Below are 19,206 nucleotides of genomic sequence, written 5' to 3' on the forward strand. Positions count from 1 at the left end.
CGGAGTCTCGGAGGGTTTCAGGGTGGCCACGATCGACCTCGGCACGGCGCCGCAGCGCGGCGAGCCCGGGACGCTGGACGCCGCGCCCCGGCGGATCGGGCTGACCCTGGCAGAGCTGCGGCACGCGGCCCGGCTGTGCGGCGATGCGCCGCTGCCGTTCGGCCCCGAGGCGTCGGCCGTCGTGGAGAGCGGCGCCCGCCCGGGCCTGACCGACCTGACCGAGCGACTCGGCGGGCCCGCGGCGCTCGCGGAGGAGACGGCTCACCGGCGCGCTCTGGGCGATCTGCGGGACCCCGCCGACTCCCTGGAGCGACGTGGGCTGCTCGAGGGCGGGGCCCTCTCCCCGGGACTGGCCGGAGCGATCGGGCTGCTGGCCACGCCCGCCACGGCACTCGACATCGATGTCGCCTTCGGCGTGCCGGAGGCGACCCAGCTGAAGGCGTGGCACCGGCAGGCGGGCGGCGCCGTGGCGGCGCTCGCGACGCTCGACGGACTCGCCTTCGAGCTCGCCTGGTTCGCGGCGGAGGGCTGGGCGGCGGAGCTCACCCGGGTCGCGGCCGTGCCCGACCAGGTCCCCCTGCCGGGCTCGCGGGTGCCGGCTCGGCTCGACCTGCCGTTCGAGCTGGCCGACGCCGCGGCCGAAGCGCTCGACGAGGGCCGCGACGACCTGGTCGACCTGCTGGTCCAGCGCACGACCGGCCAGGTCCGCGCCGACGACCGGTCGCTCACCGAGGTCGACACCGCTGCCGCGCTGCGGGCCCTCGCCGGCGAGGCCCGGGGCCGCCTGCGGGCGCTGGTCGCCCGGATCGGCGAGGCCGGCCCCGACCGAGCCGGAGTGGTCTCGTGGACGTTGCTCGGCGACGGGTGGCACGCGCTCCGGCCGCATCACGTCGACGGCTCCCTGCGCGTCGAGGTCCGTGCGGTCGAGCCGGCGGAACTGGGCGCGGTGCTGACCCCCGCACTGGCCGAGGCGGGGCGATGAACGACCGTCGCGACGACCCGGTGGCCGCGGCCTCCACGGAGCGGCGCGGAGCTCCGATGACCGCCGTCGAGGCGGCCGACCTCGAGGAGCGGTACACCCAGATGCTGGCGCTGGCCGCTGAGCTGGACGGCGCCGGTGAGCAGCTGCGTGCCTGGGCCGAGGCGGGTCACGCGATCCTCGCCGAGCCGGACGTGGCCGACTCCGCGCCGCTGAGCACCGCCACCTGGGCCACCGCGGAGCAGGAGCTGCGTGCCGCGCTGGACGGTCCGAGCGGCCTGCTGCGTCGCGCGGAGGACCTGGACGTCGACGCCACCGCGCTGCGCGCGACGGTGCACACCTACCGGTGGATCGACGACCTGCAGGCGGTGGCCTATGCCACCCTCGGCACGATCGCCGGCCGCGCCATCGGCTACCTCGCGCCCGAGGTCGAGCTCGGCGGCGAGATCGTCGCGGCGGGCCTGATCGAGACCGACACGCTCGACCGGGACGGCATCGCGGCCTTCCTGGGCGACCTGGCCACCGCGAACCCGGACCTGATGGAGCACGTCACCACCGGCGGCGGTCTCGCCGAGAGCCTGCTGGTCCGCGGGTTGCTCACCGCGCCGGCGCTGGCCGGCGAGCAGGCGGAGGCGGTCCGCCGCGGCGGCCTGCGGGCGATCGCGGTACCTCGGCTCCCGGCGCGGTTCAGCTCCGCGCTGCGCGATGCCGCCGTGGCGCTGCCCGATGCCGCCGTGGCGCTTCCCGATGCCGCCGTGGCGCTTCCCGGTGCCGCCGCGACGCTCGCCGATGCCGAGCACGACCTGCCCGCGGCGGACCTGAGCACCGTGGACCCGCCCCGCGGGCTGGGCGAGCTCGTGGAGCGCCTGGTGCGCACCCCGCAGCCGGTCGCGGTGCAACCGGTCGGCGGGGGCCGTGCGATCGTCTACCTCCCCGGACCCGATCCGCTCCCCGGCAGCGGACGGCACCTGCGGCTGGTCGCCGGCGACCTCACCGGCTACGCCGACGACGTGGTGCGCCACCTCGAGGAGGTGCTGATCGGCTCGTCGATCTCCCGGGTGCTGCTCGCGGGCACCGGTCCCGGAGGTGTCGCCGCGATCGACATCGCCACCCGGACGACCCTCTCCTTCGTGGTCGAGGAAGTGGTCACCACCAGCGCACCGACCGCGCTGGTGCCCGCGCTGCCCGCCGGGCTGCCGGTGCTGGCACTGGAGGACCGCAACGACCCGGTCGCGCTGCTCGGCTCCCTGGTCAACGCCTCCTCCGGCGACCGCATCACGATCGTGTACGACGCCGAGCCGGCCGCCGGGGACAGCGCCCCCGGCGCGGGGCCGGTGGCGGGCGCGCACCAGGCCGACCGGGCCCCGCACGCAGCGCTGCGGGCCACGTACCAGCGGTGGCGCGAACGCGGCTACCTCGGCAGCTGATCCGGCGCGGCTCCGCGCTCAGCGCGGCGGGGCGCTCCCGACGATCCGGTGCACGAAGTCCTCCAGCTGGACCAGGTTGCGGCACTCCAGCATCGGCATCACCTCCGCGTAGGTGGGCGCCGCCGAGTCGCCGGTGCCCCAGTTGCGGCGGTGCTCGGGGTTGAGCCACCAGGCGCGTCGTACCGAGGAGACCATCCGGCCCAGCGTCTCCTCGTGCAGGTCGGAGTAGTTGCTGCGGGCGTCACCGAGCACCAGCAGGGTGGTCTTCGGGCCGAGCGCGTCGCCGAAGTCCTCGTCGAACTTCGTGAACGCCCGCCCGTAGTTGGTGCGGCCCCAGAGCGCGGCGTGACTGGTGCTGGCGGCGAGGTCGGCCAGCACGTCGGCCGGATCGGCGCCCGGCCGGAAGTAGGGCGTCACCTCGTGCACGTGGTCGATGAAGGTGAAGGCCCGCATCGACTGGAAGACCTCGCGCAGGGCGAAGACGAAGAGCAGCGTGAACTGCGCGAAGTTGGCGACCGAGCCGCTGACGTCGCAGAGCACCACCAGGTCGGTGCGGTGCGGCCGCTTCGGCCGGTGGTGCGTGGTCAGCGGGACGCCACCGGTGGCCATCGACGCCCGCACCGTACGACGGAAGTCGAGCGGTCCGCGCCGCTTGGCGTGCTGCTCCTTGGCGAGCTTGGTCGCGAGCCTGCGCGCGAGCGGGAAGATCTCCTTGCGCATCTCCTCCAGGTCGGCGCGGCGGGCGGAAGTGAAGGCAAGGGTGTCGATGCTGGGGCGGACGGTGACGTCGGCGACGTGGTCGGCCCCCTTCTCCTCCGCGATCCGGCGTCGTGCGTCGTCCTCGACCTGGCGGGTGAACCTGCCGATCCGGCGTGCCGCGGTGCGGGTGGCCTCGTCCTCGTCGAGCTGGTTGGAGAGCAGGGCGGCGACGATCTGGTCGGTGAGCTCCTGCGGCGCCACCCGCTGCAAGGCGGTGTAGGCCGACCACGACGACAGCCCGGGACCGCGGCCGGGCATCGCGCCGAACCGGCCGATCATCTCCGCCGCCATCTGGCGCATCTCGGCCTCGTCGTACTCCCCGGCCTGCAGCATCTCGGCCAGTCGGTCGCGGAACTCCTGGAGCGCGGCGGCGTTGTCACGGACGGCGGGCGGTCCGGCGTCGTCGTCCTCGCCGGCGTCGTCACCCCCGCCATCGCCACCCGGTGCGCCGGACCCGCGGGCGCCGTCGCCCACCAGTGGGGGGAAGTAGACGTCGAAGAGGGTGTCGAAGGTGGTCCGGTGCGCCTGCTTCTTCAGCAGCGTCGCGGCGAACGCCTCGCGCACCTCCGCACGGTCGCTCCAGTGCAGCAGTCCCAGCGCGGCGACGCTGTCGAGGTCCTCGGCCAGGGACACCGACAGGCCCGCACCGCGCAGCGCCTCGATGAAGGCGAGGTGCCGGTCGAGCAGCCCGGAGCGCTCGCGGCCGGGGGACGGCGACGCGGCCATGCTCAGCGCTTGCCCGGCACGGTGCGGCCCAGCTTGAGCTCCTTGACCGCCCGCTCATGGTCGGAGGCGTGCTTGAGCACCACACCGAGCGTGTCGGTGATCGCGGTGTCGTCGAGCTCGCGGATCTCCAGCGCGATCAGGGTGCGCGCCCAGTCCACCGACTCCGCGATCGAGGGCGCCTTCTTCAGGTCGATCTCGCGCAGGCGGCCGACGGTGTGCACCACCTGCTCGGCGACCTTGTCGTCGATCCCGGGCACCTGGCTGACCAGGATGTCCCGCTCGCGCGCCGCGTCCGGGTAGTCCAGGTGGAGGTAGAGGCAGCGCCGCTTCACCGCCTCGGAGAGCTCGCGGCTGGCGTTGGAGGTGAGCACCACGAACGGGCGTCGTACCGCGGCCACGGTGCCGAGCTCGGGGATGGTGACCTGGAAGTCGCTGAGCACCTCGAGCAGCAGACCCTCGACCTCGATGTCGGTCTTGTCGACCTCGTCGATCAGGAGCACGGTGGGCTCCTCGCGGCGGATCGCGGTCAGCAGCGGCCGGGTGAGCAGGAACTCCTCGGTGAAGATGTCGTCGTGGGTGGCGGACCAGTCGACGCCGTCGCCGGCGCCGCCGGTCTGCGCCTGGATCCGCAGCAACTGCTTCTTGTAGTTCCACTCGTAGAGGGCGCGGGCCTCGTCGAGCCCCTCGTAGCACTGCAGCCGGACCAGCTCGGCACCCGTGGCGCGGCTGACCGCCTTCGCCAGCTCGGTCTTGCCCACCCCCGCCGGCCCCTCCAGCAGCAGCGGCTTCTCCAGCGCGCCGGCGAGGAACGTGGTGGTCGCCGTGGCGTGGTCGGTCAGGTAGCCGGTCGCGGTGAGCCGGGCCGCCGCGTCGGCAGGTGAGTCGAACCAGGTCATGACCCCATCCTGCCTGCACCCGGCACGCCGCGGCCCGGGTGCCCACCGTGGGGATGCCCGCGCACGGCCCCGGAAACGACTCCGGCGCCCTCGGCCCGGGGGCCGGGGCGCCGGAGCGCGTCGCGTCGGGAGCCGCTCAGTGACCCATCATCATGGCCGGGTCCACCGGCTCCTCCGCCGCCTTGCGGGGCAGGAAGAACGCCGGGATCAGGCAGCAGGCGACCAGCGCAGTGCCGACGATGAAGACGGTGGCGAAGGAGTCGGCCATCTGGGCGAGCCCGTCGGCCGCGAGGGCCTGGAACTGGTCGAGGGTGACGCCCATCCCCTGCGCGACGGCGGAGAGTCGCTCGTCCACGCTCATCGCCTGCAACTGCTGCAGCGGGATGCCGGTCATCTGGGCGAGGGTGTCCAGGCGTTCGGGGTCGCCCGCCAGCCGCTCGATGTTCGCCGCCCCGAGCGCCGCCTGGTCCTTGCCGTTGAGCGAGTTGGTCAGGATCACCGAGAACAGCGCGGTGCCGATCGACGCGGCCGTCTGCTGGGTGATGTTCAGCAGCGTGGTGCCGCGGGCGGTGCTGTGCGCGGTCAGGGTGGCGAGGGCCGCGCTCATGATCGGCATCATCGTGGCGCCCATTCCCATGCCCATCACGAAGAGCGCGCCCAGGATGTAGGCGTAGGAGGTGCCCTCGTCGAGCTGGGTGAACAGCCCCATGCCCAGGGTGACCAGGCAGATGCCGACCATGACCACCCGGCCGGGCCCCTTGCGGTCGGCGATGGTGCCGGCGATCGGCATGGTCAGCATGGCGCCGATGCCCTGCGGCGCGAGCAGCGCGCCGGCGCTCAGCGCGGACTCGTCACGCACCTGCTGGAAGTAGAGCGGGAAGAGCAGGCTGGCGCCGAAGAACGCGATCGCGAAGAGCGCCATCGCGATGATCGCGACGGTCATGTTCTTGTTCGCGAAGAGGCGCAGGTCGACCAATGGGTGCACGTTGCGCTGGTTGAGCGCCCACGGCACGAAGAGGCCGATCAGCACCAGCCCGGCGATGCCGGTGGCGAGCACCTCGGCGTCCCAGACGGTGCCGGCCTCGGGGATCGAGGAGACGCCGTAGAGGAAGAGGGCCAGACCGGGCGAGAGCAGCAGCATGCCCACGAAGTCGAAGGTCTCGGACGGCTCGACGTTGTCCTTGGGCAGCACGATCGAGGCGTAGATGATCGCGGCGATGCCGATCGGCAGGTTGATCAGGAAGATCCAGTGCCAGCTTGCGGCCTCGATCAGCCAGCCGCCGAGGATCGGGCCGAAGATCGGGCCGAGCAGCATCGGGATGCCCATGATCGCCATCACCCGTCCGACCCGGTGCGGTCCGGCGGCCCGGGTCAGGATCGTCATGCCGAGCGGCATCAGCATGCCGCCACCGAGGCCCTGCACGACGCGGAAGCCGACGAGCATGGGAAGCGAGTCCGCGACCGCGCAGAGGATCGAGCCGATCGTGAACAGGGTGACCGCGAGCAGGTAGAGCCGCTTGGTGCCGAAGCGGTCGGAGGCCCAGCCGGTCAGCGGGATCACCGTGGCCAGGGCCAGCGTGTAGCCGGTCATGGTCCAGGCGACCTCGGCCGACGTGGCGTCGAACTCCTCCTGGAACGTCTCCAGGGCGACCGAGACCACGGTGATGTCGAGGATCGACATGATCGCGCCGAGGACAACGACCCCGGCGGTGAGTAGGACGCTCTTGTCGAGCTTGTCGTCGTCGGGGGCCGCGTTCTCGGCCGATGCGTCGGTAGCCATAACGGGACGAAATCGTACGACGCGACGCCGACCCCGCGCTATTCAGATACCTCGGATCAGCCGAGCAGGTCGGCCGCGCTGCGCAGCTCGGCGAGCGCGCAGGCGATCTCGGGCTGGCCGGCGGTCCCGCGCCGCACGCTGGTCCGGACGTGGCGCACCGGACTGGCCTCTCCGCGCAGCGGTATCCGCACCACCTCGGCGGCCGGGATCCGGGCGAGCCTCGGGACCAGGGCGATCCCGAGCCCCGACGCCACCATCGCCACGCAGGTGTCCCACTCGACGACCTCGTGGGCGTGCTGCGGGGTGAACCCGGCCGCCGCGCAGGCCGCCAGCGCCATCTGGTGGTAGGGCCGGCCCGGCCGGTCCATGATCCAGGGCTCGTCCGCCGCGTCGGCGAGCCGCACCCGGCCGCGGCTCGCGAGCTCGTGCTGGGCCGAGACCAGGAGGTCGATCCGGTCCTCCATCAGCGGGAGCTGGTCGAATCTCGGGTCCGAGCTCGGCGGCAGCAGACCCGTGCCGATCACGACCGCGACATCCGCCTGGTCGGCGAGCAGGAGGTCGAAGCACTCCTCGGGGTCGGCCTCCAGGATCCGCACCACGGAGCGGGGGAAGGTGCGCTGCACCGCGACCGCGACGGGCGGCAGCAGGGTCGAGGCAGCCGTGGAGAAGCCGGCCAGTCGCAGGTAGCCCGAGGCCGAGTCGGAGGTGCGCTGCACCTCGGCGCGGATCTCCTCCCACTCCGCGAAGAGGTGGTGGCTGCGCTCCAGCAGGGTGCGCGCGGCGCCGGTGAGCCGGATGCCGCGCCCCTGGTGCTCGAGCAGGGGTACGCCGACGTCCCGGGCGAGCGTGCGCATCTGGTGCGACACCGCCGAGGGGGTGTAGCCGAGCGCGTCCGCGGCCGCCGAGATGGTGCCCTGGTCGGCCACCACCCGGAGCATCCGCAGACGCTGATCGATCATGCGACCAGATTGCACGATGAAAGTGAAAACTGTGCGCTTTTCTTGCACGTTTCTTCGGTTTCACCATGGTGCCGTGGCGTCGATCGATCCGTTGCTCACGAGCTTCGAGCTCCGGCACCTGGTGCTGCGCAACCGGGTGGTGAGCACGTCGCACGAGCCGGCGTACACCGAGGACGGGATGCCGAAGGACCGCTACCGCCTCTATCACCTCGAGAAGGCGCGCGGCGGGGTGGCGCTCACCATGATCGGCGGCTCGGCCGTGGTGTCCCCGGACAGCCCGCCGGCCTTCGGCAACATGCTGCTCTACCGCGACGAGGTGGTGCCGTGGCTGCGCCGGCTCGCCGACGACGTCCACGAGGCCGGGGCCGCGGTGATGTGCCAGGTCACCCACCTCGGTCGACGTACCAGCAACTTCACCGGGGACTGGCTGCCCCTGGTCTACCCGTCCCGGCTGCGCGAGCCGCAGCACCGCTCCTTCCCCAAGGTGGCCGAGGCCTGGGACGTGGACCGGATCGTGCGCCACTACGCAGAGGCCGCCCAGCGCTGCCAGCAGGCCGGCCTGGACGGGATCGAGATCGAGTCCTACAGCCACCTCTTCGACGCGTGGGTCTCCCCCGCCACCAACCACCGCGACGACGAGTTCGGGGGCGACCCCGAGGCGCGCCTGCAGTTCCCGCTCCGGGTGCTGCGGGCGATCCGGGAGGCGGTCGGACCCGAGTTCGTGCTCGGCGTGCGGATGGCGATGGACGAGCGGCTGCCCGACGGGCTCGGCATGGACGACACCATCGGCGTCCTGGAGCGTTACGTCGCCGCCGGCGTCGACTTCCTCTCCGTGATCAAGGGCGGCCTGGACACCGACGCCCGGCTCGCGCAGACGATCCCGTCGATGGGCACGCCGTCGGCCCCGTTCCTCGAGTTCGCCGGCGAAGTGCGCCGGCGGATCGACGTACCGGTCATGCATGCGGCCCGGATCAACGACGTGGCGACCGCGCGGCACGCCGTCCGCGACGGCCTGCTCGACCTGGTCGGGATGACCCGGCCGCAGATGGCCGACCCGCACCTGGTCGCGAAGGTCGCCCGCGGCGACGAGGACCGGATCCGGCCGTGCGTCGGTGCCAGCTACTGCCTGGACGCGATCTACGACTCCGGCGACGCCAAGTGCGTGCACAACCCGGCGACAGGTCGCGAGCAGCAGCTGCCGCACCTCACCCCGCCCGCCCGTCGCCGACGGGACGTGGTGGTGGTCGGCGCGGGTCCCGCGGGGCTCGAGGCCGCGCGGGTGCTCGGCGAGCGCGGCCACCGCGTGGTGCTGCTCGAGGCCGCCGACCGTCCCGGCGGCCAGGTTCTCCTGGCCGCGTCGTCGATGCGCCGCCGCGACCTGGTCGGGATCGTGGACTGGCGGGTCCAGGAGGCCAAGCACAGCGGCGTCGAATTCCGGTTCGGCACCTACGCCGACGCCGCCGGCGTGCAGGCCCTCGATCCGGACGTGGTCATCGTGGCCACGGGCGGAGTGCCGGACACCTCCTGCCTGCCGACCGGGCGCGAGCTGGTGCACGACACCTGGGACGTGATGGGCGGCGCGGCCGCGGTGCGCCCCGGCGAGCGGGTCCTGGTCTACGACGACCACGGCGGCGAGCCGGCGCTGGACGCCGCCGAGCACCTCGCCCGGATCGGCGCCTCCGTCGAGCTGGTCACCCCCGAGCGGACGGTGGGGATCGCCGTGGGCTCGATGAACAGCCCGGCGTACCTCACCGCGTTCGCCGACCACGACGTGCGCCTCACGGTGGCGCGCCGGCTCAGCGCCGTACGCCGCGACGCGGGCGGGCTGGTCGCCGTGCTCGCCAGCGACTACTCCGACGCACTGGTCGAGCGGAGGGTTGACCACGTGGTCGTCGAGCACGGCACGACGCCCAACGACGAGCTCTACCTCGACCTGGTGCCGGCCTCGACCAACCTCGGCGAGGTCGACCAGGACGCCCTGCTGGCGGGGGCCGCGCAGACCACCGTCCGCCATGCCGACGGGCGCTACCAGCTGTTCCGGATCGGCGACGCCGTCGCCAGTCGCAACATCCACGCCGCGGTGTACGACGCACTGCGGCTCTGCCTGACCGTGTGAGGAGATGCGATGACCGCTGTCGTGGGACCGACGCCGGCGGGGACGCAGCGCCCGGAGCCGCCCGGGGCGGCCGGCCCGGGCGCGTCCCCGACCCCCTGATCGCCGCGCTCGACGGCCGCGTCCCGGGCCACTCGCTGCCGGCGCCGCTCTACACCGATCCGGGCCTCTTCCAGCGCGAGCTGCGGTTGCTGTGGCAGCGGCAGTGGCTCTTCGTCGGCTCGGTCGCCGAGGTGCGGGAGCCGGGTGACTACTTCACGGTCGACCTCGGCGCGTCCTCGGTGCTCGTCCTGCGCGACGACGACGAGCAGGTCCGGGCGTTCCACAACGTCTGCCGGCACCGCGGCTCCCGGCTGGTGACCGACGACCACGGGTCGGTCGGCAACATCGTCTGCGGGTATCACCAGTGGACCTACGGCACCGACGGTCGGCTGCTGCACGCCCCGCAGCTGTCGGCGGAGGTCGACACGTCGTGCCTCGCGCTGCGCGCCGTCGCGCTGCACGATCTCGCCGGGCTGCTCTACGTGAGCCTCTCCCCGGAGCCGTCGTCCGACCTGGCCGAGGTCGACCGGGTGGTGGCGCCGTACGTCGCACCCCACGGGCTGGCCCGCACCAAGGTGGCCGCGCAGACCGACATCGTCGAGCAGGGCAACTGGAAGCTCGTCATGGAGAACAACCGGGAGTGCTACCACTGCGAGGGCGGGCACCCGGAGCTCACCCGGACGTTCTTCCCCACCTGGGGGCTCGATCCGGATCAGATCCCGCCGCACCTGCAGCACGACCACGACCGGTACCTGCTCGCGGAGGCCGACCTGCAGCGGGCCTGCGACGTCCGCTCCCTGCCGCACGCCGTGGTCGAGGACCTCGAGGACCGTCCGGTCGGCTTCTGGGTCCAGCGCGAGCCGCTCGACGGCGCCGGGGAGTCGTTCAGCCGCGACGGCAGCCGGCTGGTCAGCCGGCTGCTCGGGGAGCTCCCCGACCACCGGATGGGCCGACTCTCCCTGCACACCCAGCCCAACGCCTGGGTGCACCTGCTCGCCGACCACGTGGTGACCTTCTCGGTGCTGCCCGTCGCGGTCGACCGCACCCTGGTCCGGACCACCTGGCTGGTCCACGAGGACGCCGTCGAGGGGGTCGACTACGACGTCCCCACGCTCACCGAGGTCTGGCGGCGGACCAACGAGCAGGACGCCACCTTCGTCGCCCGCACCCAGGCCGGGGTCACCGACCCGGCCTACCTGCCCGGTCCCTACAGCCGGGCCGAGCGCCACGTCGAGTCGTTCCTCCGCTGGTACGACGCCCGCGTGCGTGAGGAGGCTGCCCGATGAGCGAACTGTCGGCAGCACCGTTCCACCCGCCGGCACCACCGCCCCGGCTCGTCGCGGTCGCCGGATCGCTCGGCGCCGGGGTGCTGGCCGAGCCGGTGCCCTTCGACCTGGAGGTCGCGGTACGCCGGGTGCGCCGGGTGACCCACGACGTGGTCACCCTGGTGCTCGACCCGGTCGGTCCGCTCCCCCGGGTCCGCGCACGGGGTTCGTCTTCGCGCCGGGGCAGTACGTCACGCTGACCGCCACGATCGACGGCGAGCAGGTCGAGCGCTGCTACACGATCTCCTCGCCGCCGACCCGCCCCCACCTGCTGACCCTGACCGTGAAGCGGGAGTCCGGGGGACGCATGTCGTCGTGGCTGCACGACCACCTGGCGCCGGGCGACCGGCTGCGGGTGCGGGGGCCGCTGGGCGAGTTCTCGGTGGTGGAGCACCCGGCGACGTCGTACCTGCTGATGTCGGCGGGCAGCGGGATCACCCCGACGCTGTCCACGCTGCGGGCGGTCGCCGACCTCGCCGAGCAGGTCGACCTGGTGGTGGTGCACCACGCACGCACGCCGGTGGACCTGATCGACCGGGCCGAGGTTGACGCGGTGGTCGCCGGCCAGCCGGGCGTCCGCGTGGTGTGGGTGTGCGAGTCCGACGCCCCCGACGCGACCTGGGACGGTCATCGGGGCCGGGTGTCGGCCGAGGTGCTGCGCGCCGAGGTGCCGGACCTGACCGAGCGGGAGGTCTTCCTGTGCGGACCTCCCGGCTACCTGGCCGCGGCCCGGGACGCGCTCGACGCCCTCGGCGCCGACCCCGCGCGACGGCACGAGGAGCGCTTCGTCATCGACGGCCCCCGGCGCCGACCGAGGACACCGCCGCACCGGCGGCGGAGCAGGGGGTGGGTGCCACCGTCCGCTTCGCCCGCAGCGACCGCGAGGTCGACTGCGCCCGGGCACCACGGTGCTGGCCGCGGCCGCGGCCGCGGGTGTCCGGCTGCCGACCGGCTGCGCCCAGGGCCTGTGCGGCACCTGCAAGTCGACCCTGCTCACCGGAGACGTCGACATGCGCCACGCCGGCGGGATCCGGCCCCGGGAGGTGGCGGCGGGGCGCTTCCTGCCCTGCTGCTCGACCCCGATCGGCGACATCGTCGTCGACGCGTGAGCCTGCCGCCCGAGATCCGTCCGCACGTCAACCCAGGGAAGGACCGGTGAGCATGTCCACCTCGCTGACCGCCGACGCCGTCGTCGTCGGCTCCGGTGTGATCGGCTCCGCGATCGCCTACGAGCTGAGCCGCGCGGGCCGCGACGTACTCGTGCTCGACAAGGCCGGGGGCGCCGGCCACGGCTCCACCAGCGCGTCGAGCGCCGTCATCCGGTTCCTCTACTCCACCTTCGACACCGTCGCGACCTCCTGGGAGGCGAAGTTCTGCTGGGAGCAGTGGGCCGAGCACCTGGGCTTCGACCCGGCCGCGGCGGACACGCCACCGCTGACCAGGTTCCGGCGGACCGGGATGCTGCACCTCGACGTTCCCGCCGTCCCGCTGGAGCAGAGCCAGGACCTGCTGCGGGCCGCGGGTGTGCCGTTCGCCTACTACGACGCCGGGGAGCTCGCCCGCCGGTTCCCCCAGGTCGACGTCGGCGCCTACTGGCCGAACCACCCGATCACCGACGACGCCTTCTGGGAGGAGGCGTCCAGCTCGCTCGGCGCCATCCACACCCCCGACGCCGGCTACATGGACGACCCGCGGCTCGCCGCGGACAACCTCGCCGAGGCGGCACGGCGGTGCGGGGCGCGCACCCTCTTCCGGGCCGAGGTCACCTCCGCCGAGCGGGTCGGGTCGGTCTGGACGCTCGGACTGGCCGACGGGCGGCGCGTGGAGGCGCCGGTGGTGGTGAACGCCGCGGGCCCCTGGTCGGGCGCGTTCAACCGGATGGCCGGCGTCGGCGAGGAGTTCACGGTCGGTGTGCGGCCGCTGCGCCAGGAGGTCCACCAGGTGGGCCGGCCGGCGGGCCACGGCACCGACGAGGAGCCCGGTCCGGGTGTCTTCGACATCGACCTCGGCACCTACATGCGGCCCGGCCCCGCCGGCGCCTGGGTGGTCGGCGGCACCGAGCCGGAGTGCGACCCCTTCGAGTGGCTGGAGGACCCCGACGACGCCGACCTGCACGTGACGAACGCCCGCTACGAGGCCCAGGTGACCCGCGCCGCGCGGCGGCTGCCCGAGCTGCGCATGCCCAACCGGCCCTCGGGAGTGGTCGGGGTGTACGACGTGGCCGACGACTGGACGCCGATCTACGACCGCACCGATGCGGACGGGTTCTACGTGGCGATGGGCACCAGCGGCAACCAGTTCAAGAACGCGCCGCTGGCCGGCCGGTTCCTCGCCGAGATCGTGGCCGCGGTGGAGGCCGGGCACGACCACGACCGCGACCCGGTCCATCACGTCGGCGAGCACACCGGGCTGAAGATCGACCTCAGCGCGTTCTCCCGCAAGCGCCCGGTCAACGCCGCGAGCACCCGGACCGTCCTGGGCTGAGGTCTTTCGCGCGCCCCATGCGGATTGGCCCGGATTTCGGCGAATTCCGCGCCGATCCGGATGGGGCGCGCCACCGGGCGCAGGCATCTGCATCCGCACCTCGACGCTGCGCGATGGACAATGGTGTGTGACACACAGTAATGTGCGCGTCATGGACGACCTCCTCGCCGGCCACCTCCAGGAGCTGCGACGCGGCACCGCGGTGGTGGCCGCGCTGGCGATCCTGCGCGAGCCCACCTACGGGTACGCGCTGCTCGAGAGGCTGTCCGAGGCCGGGTTCGCGGTGGACGCGAACACGCTCTACCCGCTGCTGCGGCGCCTGGAGAAACAGGGCCTGCTGAGCAGCGCGTGGAACACCGACGAGTCGCGGCCGCGGAAGTTCTACCGGGTCAGCCCGGACGGCGAGGCCCTTCTCGATGCGCTGCTGCGGGAGTGGCAGGCGCTGCACACGTCGATCGAAAGGCTCCGGTGAGCACCATGCCCGCCTCTCCCCTCCCCACCGAGCGCGCCGGCGCCACGTTGACCGAGCGCTATGTCCACGCCGCCACCCGCCGGCTGCCCGCAGCCCAGCGCGACGACGTCGCCGAGGAGCTGCGCGGCGGCATCGCCGACCGACTCGAGGCGCTCGAGCACGAGCGCCCCGACCTCGACACGGACGCCCGCGAGCGAGCCGCCCTGACCGAGCTCGGCGACCCCGCTCGCCTCGCCGCCGGCTACTCCGGCCGCGGGCTCTACCTGATCGGACCCGACCTCTACCCCGCGTTCCAGCGCACGCTGGCGCAACTCCTGGCCGTCGCCGTCCCGGCAGTGACGATCGCGGTCGGCGTTGTCGACGCGCTCGACGGCGACCCGATCGGGCACGTGATCGGCGGCGCCGTCTGGGCCGGACTCACCGCCCTGGTCCAGATCTGCTTCTGGCTGACCCTCACCTTCGTGCTGATCGAACGGTCCGGGCCGGGTCACGACGCCCTGCGCGACTCCCTCGACGTGGAATGGACCCCGGACCAACTGCCGCCGCTGCCCACCCATCCCGGTCGGCTCCGCGACACCGTCACGAGTCTGGCCTTCCTCGCCTTCATGGCTGCCCTGCTGATCTGGCAGCAGTTCCGCTCGCCGATCGACGGCGCCGACGGGGAGTCCGTCCCGATCCTCGACCCGGAGCTCTGGTCGCTCTGGTTGCCCCTGCTGCTGGCGCTGATGGTCGCCGAGGCGGTCCTCGAGATCGCCAAGTACCGCACCGGCCGCTGGACCGTCCCCCTCGCCGCCGCCAACACCGCGCTCTCGCTGGCGTTCGCCGGCATCCTGATCCACCTCAGCCGGGCCGAGGAGCTGCTGAACCCGGCGATGGTCGACGCCGTGCAGCAGGACTGGTCCGGCTTCGACCCCGGGCTCACCCACACCATCGTCGCCGTGACGGCGGCGGTGATCGCGCTGTGGGACATCGGCGAGGGGTGGCTGCGCGCGCTCTCGCCCAGCGCCGGGAACTCCGCCGCGAAGTGCTGACCTAGGACCCGGACGCCAGGTCGTCGTTGGTCCGCCCGCTCAGCACCGACTCGTTCTGGGTCGAGGTCGGCCGGCGACGCCGGTCCGCCGCCTCGTCGTCGACCTTGACCAGCAGCCAGTTCGCCTCGTCACCACCCATCCTGGTGTGGGTCAACGCGAAGGCGCCGCGCAACTTCTCACCGTGCAGCACCACCTTGAGGTGACCGGCCCGCAGCGCCTCGGCGGGCCCGACGGCCTCCCCGTCCTTCTCGGTGGCGTTCTCGAAGGTGCCGGTGTCCCACACGATCACGGTGCCCTCGCCGTACCCGGCGCCGATGCGGCCCTCGAAGTCGGCGTAGTCGAGGTCGTGATCATCGACGCGTACGGCGAGCCGCTTGTCCCTCGGGTCCAGCGACGGCCCCTTGGGCACCGCCCAGGAGGCCAGGGCTCCCTCGACCTCGAGCCGGAGGTCGAAGTGCAGGGTGGACGCGTCGTGCCGGTGCACCACGAAGATCGGGGGGAAGATCGGGTGCTCGGCGGCGCGAGCGTCGCGCGTTCGGTCGGCCACGCTCCCAGCATCCCGCGGTGGTCAACCGGCGAGCGCGACGCCCGCGCCGGACGGCATCGGCCCGGGAATGTGTCGGACCGCTCCCGGAGACTGGACAGCAGCAGGTCACCTTGTCTCGGGCACGCAGGAGGTGCGGAGGTTGAGCAGCACACGCAGCACGGTCACCCATCCCATCAACCACGCCGTCGACCGATCGCGCCACGCCCTGCGCGAGGCACGCGATCTGCAGCCGACCTACCTCTCCCTCGCCGAGAAGGAGGCCGCGCTCCGCGATCTCGCCGCACTCGAGTCGGAGGCAGCCGCGCTGCGGCTCCGGGTCACGGCCGCGGCGGGGGACCTCGCCGAGGACACCGCCTGCCGAGACGTCGCGGCCTGGCAGGCCAGCCGCCTCAACGCCGACCTGCGCCGCGCCCGCGCGGACCAGAGGCTGGCGCACTCCCTCGATGCCGACCACCCCGCCGTCGCCGAGGCGCTGGCCGGCGGGCGGGCCAACCTCGACCAAGCCCGAGTGGTGGTCGAGGCGCTCGACGCACTGCCGGACTGGATCGAGCAGGACACCCGCCGCCAGGCCGAGCTCAACCTCGTCCGCCTGTGCGCCCGCCACTCACCCAGCGAGCTGCGCCACCTCGGCCGCGCCATCCTCGACCACGTCGCGCCGGAGGTCGCCGAGGCAGCCGGGGCCCGGCGCCTGCAGGACGAGGAGGCCAGTGCCTGGAAGAGGTCGCGCCTCACCCTGCGCCGGGACGGGGACGGAACGACGCGGATCAGCGGTCTGATCCCGGATTCCGCGGCGTCCCGCCTGCGCACCTACCTGGAGGCCTTCACCTCGCCTCGTGGCAAGCCGGGCGACCCGACCAACGAGGCGCTCCGGGTGCCCCACTCGCGCCGACTCGCGCACGCCTTCGTCCAACTCCTGGAGCGGACCGACCCGTCCCGGCTGCCGGAGCAGGCCGGCGATGCGACCACGGTCATCGTGACGATGACGCTCGAGCAGCTCCGCTCCGACCTGGCCACCGCGACCCTGCTCGACCTCCCCACCCCCGAGGTGGAGGGCCGGCCACTGCCCAACCTGTCCGCAGGCGAGGCACGTCGCCTCGCCTGCGCCGCGAAGATCGTCCCCGCGGTCCTCGGCAACCGTTCCGAGGTGCTCGACCTCGGCCGCGCCGACCGACTCTTCCGCCCAGCGCAACGCAAGGCGCTCCGACTGCGCGACCGACATTGTCGCGCCGAGGGTTGCACCGTCCCGGCGACCTGGTGCGACGCACACCATCGTCAGCCCTGGAGTCAGGGCGGCAGGACGGATCTGGCGGACGGGGTGCTGCTCTGCCCGTGGCACCACCATCGGGTGCACGACCCCGACTACGAGGTGGAGGAGCTGCCGGGTCGGGTGTGGCGCGTGCGGAAGCGTCGCTGAGGCGAGCCGTCCTGCCCACCTTCGGCCCGTGCTCGCGGAAGCAACCCGAACGGGTGGAGTCGGCCGCTTCGCCCCGCGGCTAGCCTGGAAGCACCCCAGCAGAAGAGGTGAGCACATGTCCGGGAAGCTCATGTTCGTGATCGGGTTCGGCGCCGGCTATGTCCTCGGCGCGAAGGCGGGCCGCGAGAGGTACGAGCAGATCACCGGCTCGGCCCAGAAGGTCTGGAAGGACCCGCGGGTCCAGGAGAAGGTCGCCCAGGGCGAGCAGGTCGCGAAGGAGAAGGCCGGCGACCTCGGCACCATGGCCGCGGTGAAGGCGAGCGAGGTCGGTGACGCCGCCGCGGAGAAGGCGCACGAGGTCGGAGACGCCGCCGCGCAGAAGGCGAGTGAGGTCGCGGCGGACGCCAAGCACGCCGTGCGCAACGACGACGCGACGCCCTGACGGCCCACCCGTAGAGACGACGATGGCCCGGACCTGATCAGGTCCGGGCCATCGTGATGTCCGCGAGGACATCGCTGCGGTGGCGGTGGGATTTGAACCCACGGTGGGTTGCCCCACACATCATTTCGAGTGATGCACCTTCGGCCTCTCGGACACGCCACCGCGGGAAACATTACCGAAGCGGGTCCGGCCGCCGAAATCGTGCCCTCCCCGCGACCCCGGCGGGCGGTCCGATCAGCCCAGCGGCACCAGCAGGTCGGTGCGCAGCTGCTCGGCCGGCGTCACCGACGGATCGTTCACGTAGATCTCGATCGAGCGGGCCCGGCCCTGCGCGTCGGGGTGGGCGGAGAGCTCGCTCCAGGCACGGACGAGGCCGTCGAAGCCGCCGACATGGCTGTGCATCAGGGCGCGGCCCGGCGGGAACTCGGTGACCACCACCCGGTCCGGCAGCTCCCCGGGGACCTGGGCCACCGGGAATCCGATCGTCAGGTCGAAGGTCACGCTCGGGTCGCCGTCGTAGACGGCGTATCCGGGGCCGATCGGGCCGAGCCCGGCCAGGACGGCGTATCCGGCGTCGAAGAGGGCCGGCAGGCGGTCGATGGTCACGCCGCCGTGGCGGAGCTCGACGGTGGTGATGCCGGGCGGCACCTCGACCGTCTCGACGCCGGTCACGGGATCGGGGGTCAGCACGAGAGGGGTCATGGAGGAGTTCATACCCGGTGCGACCGACACCGCCGCCCGGACTCATCGCACCCCGGCCTCACCAGCGCGGGTGGATCGCCTCCCGCAGCCGCTCGTCGTACAGCGCACGGACCCCGTCGAGGAACGCCGCGGGCAGCGGTCCGGCCTCGCCGGCGGCGGCGTTGGCGGCCGCCTGGGCCGGCCGGCTGGCGCCGGGGATCACCGTGGTCACGCCCGGCTGCTGCCAGCACCAGGCGATCGCCGCCTGGGCCGGGGTGAGGTCGTCGCCGACGGTGTCCCGGACCAGTTCGGTGAAGGCTGCCGCCGCCTCGAGCCCGGTGGCGTAGTCCACCCCGGAGAAGGTCTCCCCGACGTCGAACGCGCTGCCGTCGCGGTTGTAATTGCGGTGGTCGTCGGAGGCGAAGGTCGTGCTGGCGTCGTACTTGCCGGTGAGCAGCCCGGAGGCGAGGGGGACCCGGGCGATGATGCCGACCCCGGCCGCCGCGGCGGCGGGGAGCACCCGGTCCAGCGGCTTGAGCCGGAACGCGTTGAGGATGATCTGCACCGACCTCACGCCGGGACGGGCGATCGCGGCCAGCGCCTGGTCGCAGGTCTCCACGCTCACCCCGTAGCCGGCGATCACCTGCTCGGCGACCAGCGTGTCCAGCGCCTCGTAGGTCGCGGCGTTCTCGATCACCGCCGACGGCGGGCAGTGCAGCTGGACGAGGTCGATGACCTCGACCCCGAGGTTGCGCCGCGAGCGGTCGAGCCAGCCCCGGAAGTTGTCGAGCACGTAGTTGTCGGGCAGCTGCTCGGCCCGGCGGCCCATCTTGGTGACCACGGTGAAGCCCGATCCCTCGGGGCCGCCGTGGTCGGCCAGGAAGCGGCCGACGATCTGCTCGCTGCGCCCGTCGCCGTAGACGTCGGCGGTGTCGTAGAAGGTCACCCCTGCCTCAGCAGACGCCTCCAGTACGGCGCGGGCGTCGGTCTCGCTGACCTCGCCCCAGTCCGCGCCGAGCTGCCAGGTGCCGAGGCCGACGGCGGAGACGGTGCGGCCGGTGGATCCGAAGGGTCGATGTTCCATGGCTCGATCCTGCCGCACGGACCCAGTGGCGGGTGCCGGGCGCGC

Annotated in this window: 18 protein-coding genes and 1 tRNA gene; 11 read left to right on the plus strand and 8 right to left on the minus strand. The window is 73.1% G+C overall.

The features are described from left to right. Window positions 1-22 precede the first annotated feature (22 nt). Both FIV43_RS14050 and FIV43_RS14055 read left to right on the plus strand, forming a co-directional pair. Window positions 23-982 carry a hypothetical protein gene (locus FIV43_RS14050; protein ID WP_141014634.1) on the plus strand — a complete coding sequence of 320 codons (960 nt, stop codon included), beginning with the start codon at window positions 23-25 and terminating at the stop codon, window positions 980-982. Continuing rightward, window positions 979-2,406 carry a hypothetical protein gene (locus FIV43_RS14055; RefSeq protein WP_141014635.1) on the plus strand — a complete coding sequence of 476 codons (1,428 nt, stop codon included), beginning with the start codon at window positions 979-981 and terminating at the stop codon, window positions 2,404-2,406. The genes FIV43_RS14050 and FIV43_RS14055 overlap by 4 nt, the downstream gene beginning before the upstream one ends. Before the next feature lie 18 nt (window positions 2,407-2,424). Here the strand turns inward: FIV43_RS14055 and FIV43_RS14060 are convergent, their stop codons facing one another. From FIV43_RS14060 to FIV43_RS14075, 4 genes are all read right to left on the minus strand, one after another. Continuing rightward, window positions 2,425-3,891: a VWA domain-containing protein gene (locus tag FIV43_RS14060; RefSeq protein ID WP_141014636.1), complete on the minus strand. Its 1,467-nt coding sequence runs from the start codon at window positions 3,889-3,891 to the stop codon at window positions 2,425-2,427. A gap of 2 nt (window positions 3,892-3,893) precedes the next feature. Beyond that, window positions 3,894-4,787, minus strand: coding sequence for an AAA family ATPase (locus FIV43_RS14065; protein WP_141014637.1), 894 nt, complete (start codon window positions 4,785-4,787; stop codon window positions 3,894-3,896). 136 nt (window positions 4,788-4,923) lie between these two features. Continuing rightward, window positions 4,924-6,567 (minus strand): DHA2 family efflux MFS transporter permease subunit, encoded by a 1,644-nt coding sequence (locus tag FIV43_RS14070; RefSeq protein ID WP_141014638.1) that lies wholly within the window; start codon window positions 6,565-6,567, stop codon window positions 4,924-4,926. A gap of 56 nt (window positions 6,568-6,623) precedes the next feature. Continuing rightward, window positions 6,624-7,526, minus strand: a complete 903-nt coding sequence (locus FIV43_RS14075; RefSeq protein ID WP_141014639.1) for a LysR family transcriptional regulator — start codon at window positions 7,524-7,526, stop codon at window positions 6,624-6,626. Between the two features lie 73 nt (window positions 7,527-7,599). Between FIV43_RS14075 and FIV43_RS14080 the strand changes: the two genes are divergently transcribed. The 7 genes from FIV43_RS14080 to FIV43_RS14115 all read left to right on the plus strand — a co-directional run bounded on the left by FIV43_RS14080 (window position 7,600) and on the right by FIV43_RS14115 (window position 14,993). Continuing rightward, on the plus strand, window positions 7,600-9,642 hold the full coding sequence (locus FIV43_RS14080; RefSeq protein WP_141014640.1) for an oxidoreductase: 2,043 nt from the start codon (window positions 7,600-7,602) through the stop codon (window positions 9,640-9,642). Next, on the plus strand, window positions 9,639-10,967 hold the full coding sequence (locus FIV43_RS14085) for an aromatic ring-hydroxylating oxygenase subunit alpha (RefSeq protein WP_196780810.1): 1,329 nt from the start codon (window positions 9,639-9,641) through the stop codon (window positions 10,965-10,967). The genes FIV43_RS14080 and FIV43_RS14085 overlap by 4 nt, the downstream gene beginning before the upstream one ends. Beyond that, the gene (locus tag FIV43_RS22565) at window positions 10,964-11,206 is read left to right on the plus strand and encodes a hypothetical protein (protein ID WP_141014641.1); all 243 of its coding nucleotides are present in this window, start codon (window positions 10,964-10,966) and stop codon (window positions 11,204-11,206) included. The genes FIV43_RS14085 and FIV43_RS22565 overlap by 4 nt, the downstream gene beginning before the upstream one ends. Before the next feature lie 8 nt (window positions 11,207-11,214). Then, window positions 11,215-12,165 carry an FAD-binding oxidoreductase gene (locus FIV43_RS24085; RefSeq protein ID WP_456237762.1) on the plus strand — a complete coding sequence of 317 codons (951 nt, stop codon included), beginning with the start codon at window positions 11,215-11,217 and terminating at the stop codon, window positions 12,163-12,165. A 2-nt stretch (window positions 12,166-12,167) separates the two neighbouring features. Beyond that, window positions 12,168-13,490: an NAD(P)/FAD-dependent oxidoreductase gene (locus FIV43_RS14105; RefSeq protein ID WP_141014643.1), complete on the plus strand. Its 1,323-nt coding sequence runs from the start codon at window positions 12,168-12,170 to the stop codon at window positions 13,488-13,490. A gap of 151 nt (window positions 13,491-13,641) precedes the next feature. Further along, window positions 13,642-13,962, plus strand: a complete 321-nt coding sequence (locus FIV43_RS14110) for a PadR family transcriptional regulator (protein WP_141014644.1) — start codon at window positions 13,642-13,644, stop codon at window positions 13,960-13,962. Between the two features lie 5 nt (window positions 13,963-13,967). Beyond that, complete coding sequence (locus tag FIV43_RS14115; protein ID WP_141014645.1) at window positions 13,968-14,993, plus strand: HAAS signaling domain-containing protein; 1,026 nt, start codon at window positions 13,968-13,970, stop codon at window positions 14,991-14,993. A gap of 1 nt (window position 14,994) precedes the next feature. On the opposite strand, the gene FIV43_RS14120 is transcribed toward FIV43_RS14115, so the two are convergent. Further along, window positions 14,995-15,540 carry a DNA polymerase ligase N-terminal domain-containing protein gene (locus FIV43_RS14120; RefSeq protein ID WP_196780812.1) on the minus strand — a complete coding sequence of 182 codons (546 nt, stop codon included), beginning with the start codon at window positions 15,538-15,540 and terminating at the stop codon, window positions 14,995-14,997. 139 nt (window positions 15,541-15,679) lie between these two features. Here FIV43_RS14120 and FIV43_RS14125 point away from each other — a divergent pair, with 139 nt between their 5' ends. Both FIV43_RS14125 and FIV43_RS14130 read left to right on the plus strand, forming a co-directional pair. After that, window positions 15,680-16,954, plus strand: coding sequence for an HNH endonuclease signature motif containing protein (locus tag FIV43_RS14125; protein ID WP_181407497.1), 1,275 nt, complete (start codon window positions 15,680-15,682; stop codon window positions 16,952-16,954). A 115-nt stretch (window positions 16,955-17,069) separates the two neighbouring features. Continuing rightward, window positions 17,070-17,396, plus strand: coding sequence for a YtxH domain-containing protein (locus FIV43_RS14130; protein WP_141014647.1), 327 nt, complete (start codon window positions 17,070-17,072; stop codon window positions 17,394-17,396). Window positions 17,397-17,473: 77 nt separating this feature from the next. On the opposite strand, the gene FIV43_RS14135 is transcribed toward FIV43_RS14130, so the two are convergent. The 3 genes from FIV43_RS14135 to FIV43_RS14145 form a co-directional block, all read right to left on the minus strand. Beyond that, a tRNA-Ser gene (locus tag FIV43_RS14135) sits at window positions 17,474-17,558 on the minus strand. Window positions 17,559-17,630: 72 nt separating this feature from the next. After that, complete coding sequence (locus FIV43_RS14140) at window positions 17,631-18,098, minus strand: GyrI-like domain-containing protein (RefSeq protein WP_181407498.1); 468 nt, start codon at window positions 18,096-18,098, stop codon at window positions 17,631-17,633. A gap of 58 nt (window positions 18,099-18,156) precedes the next feature. After that, window positions 18,157-19,161 (minus strand): aldo/keto reductase, encoded by a 1,005-nt coding sequence (locus FIV43_RS14145; RefSeq protein WP_141014649.1) that lies wholly within the window; start codon window positions 19,159-19,161, stop codon window positions 18,157-18,159. Window positions 19,162-19,206: the final 45 nt, after the last annotated feature.

The sequence above is a fragment of the Nocardioides sambongensis genome (assembly GCF_006494815.1).
GTDB classification, from domain to species: Bacteria; Actinomycetota; Actinomycetes; order Propionibacteriales; family Nocardioidaceae; genus Nocardioides; species Nocardioides sambongensis.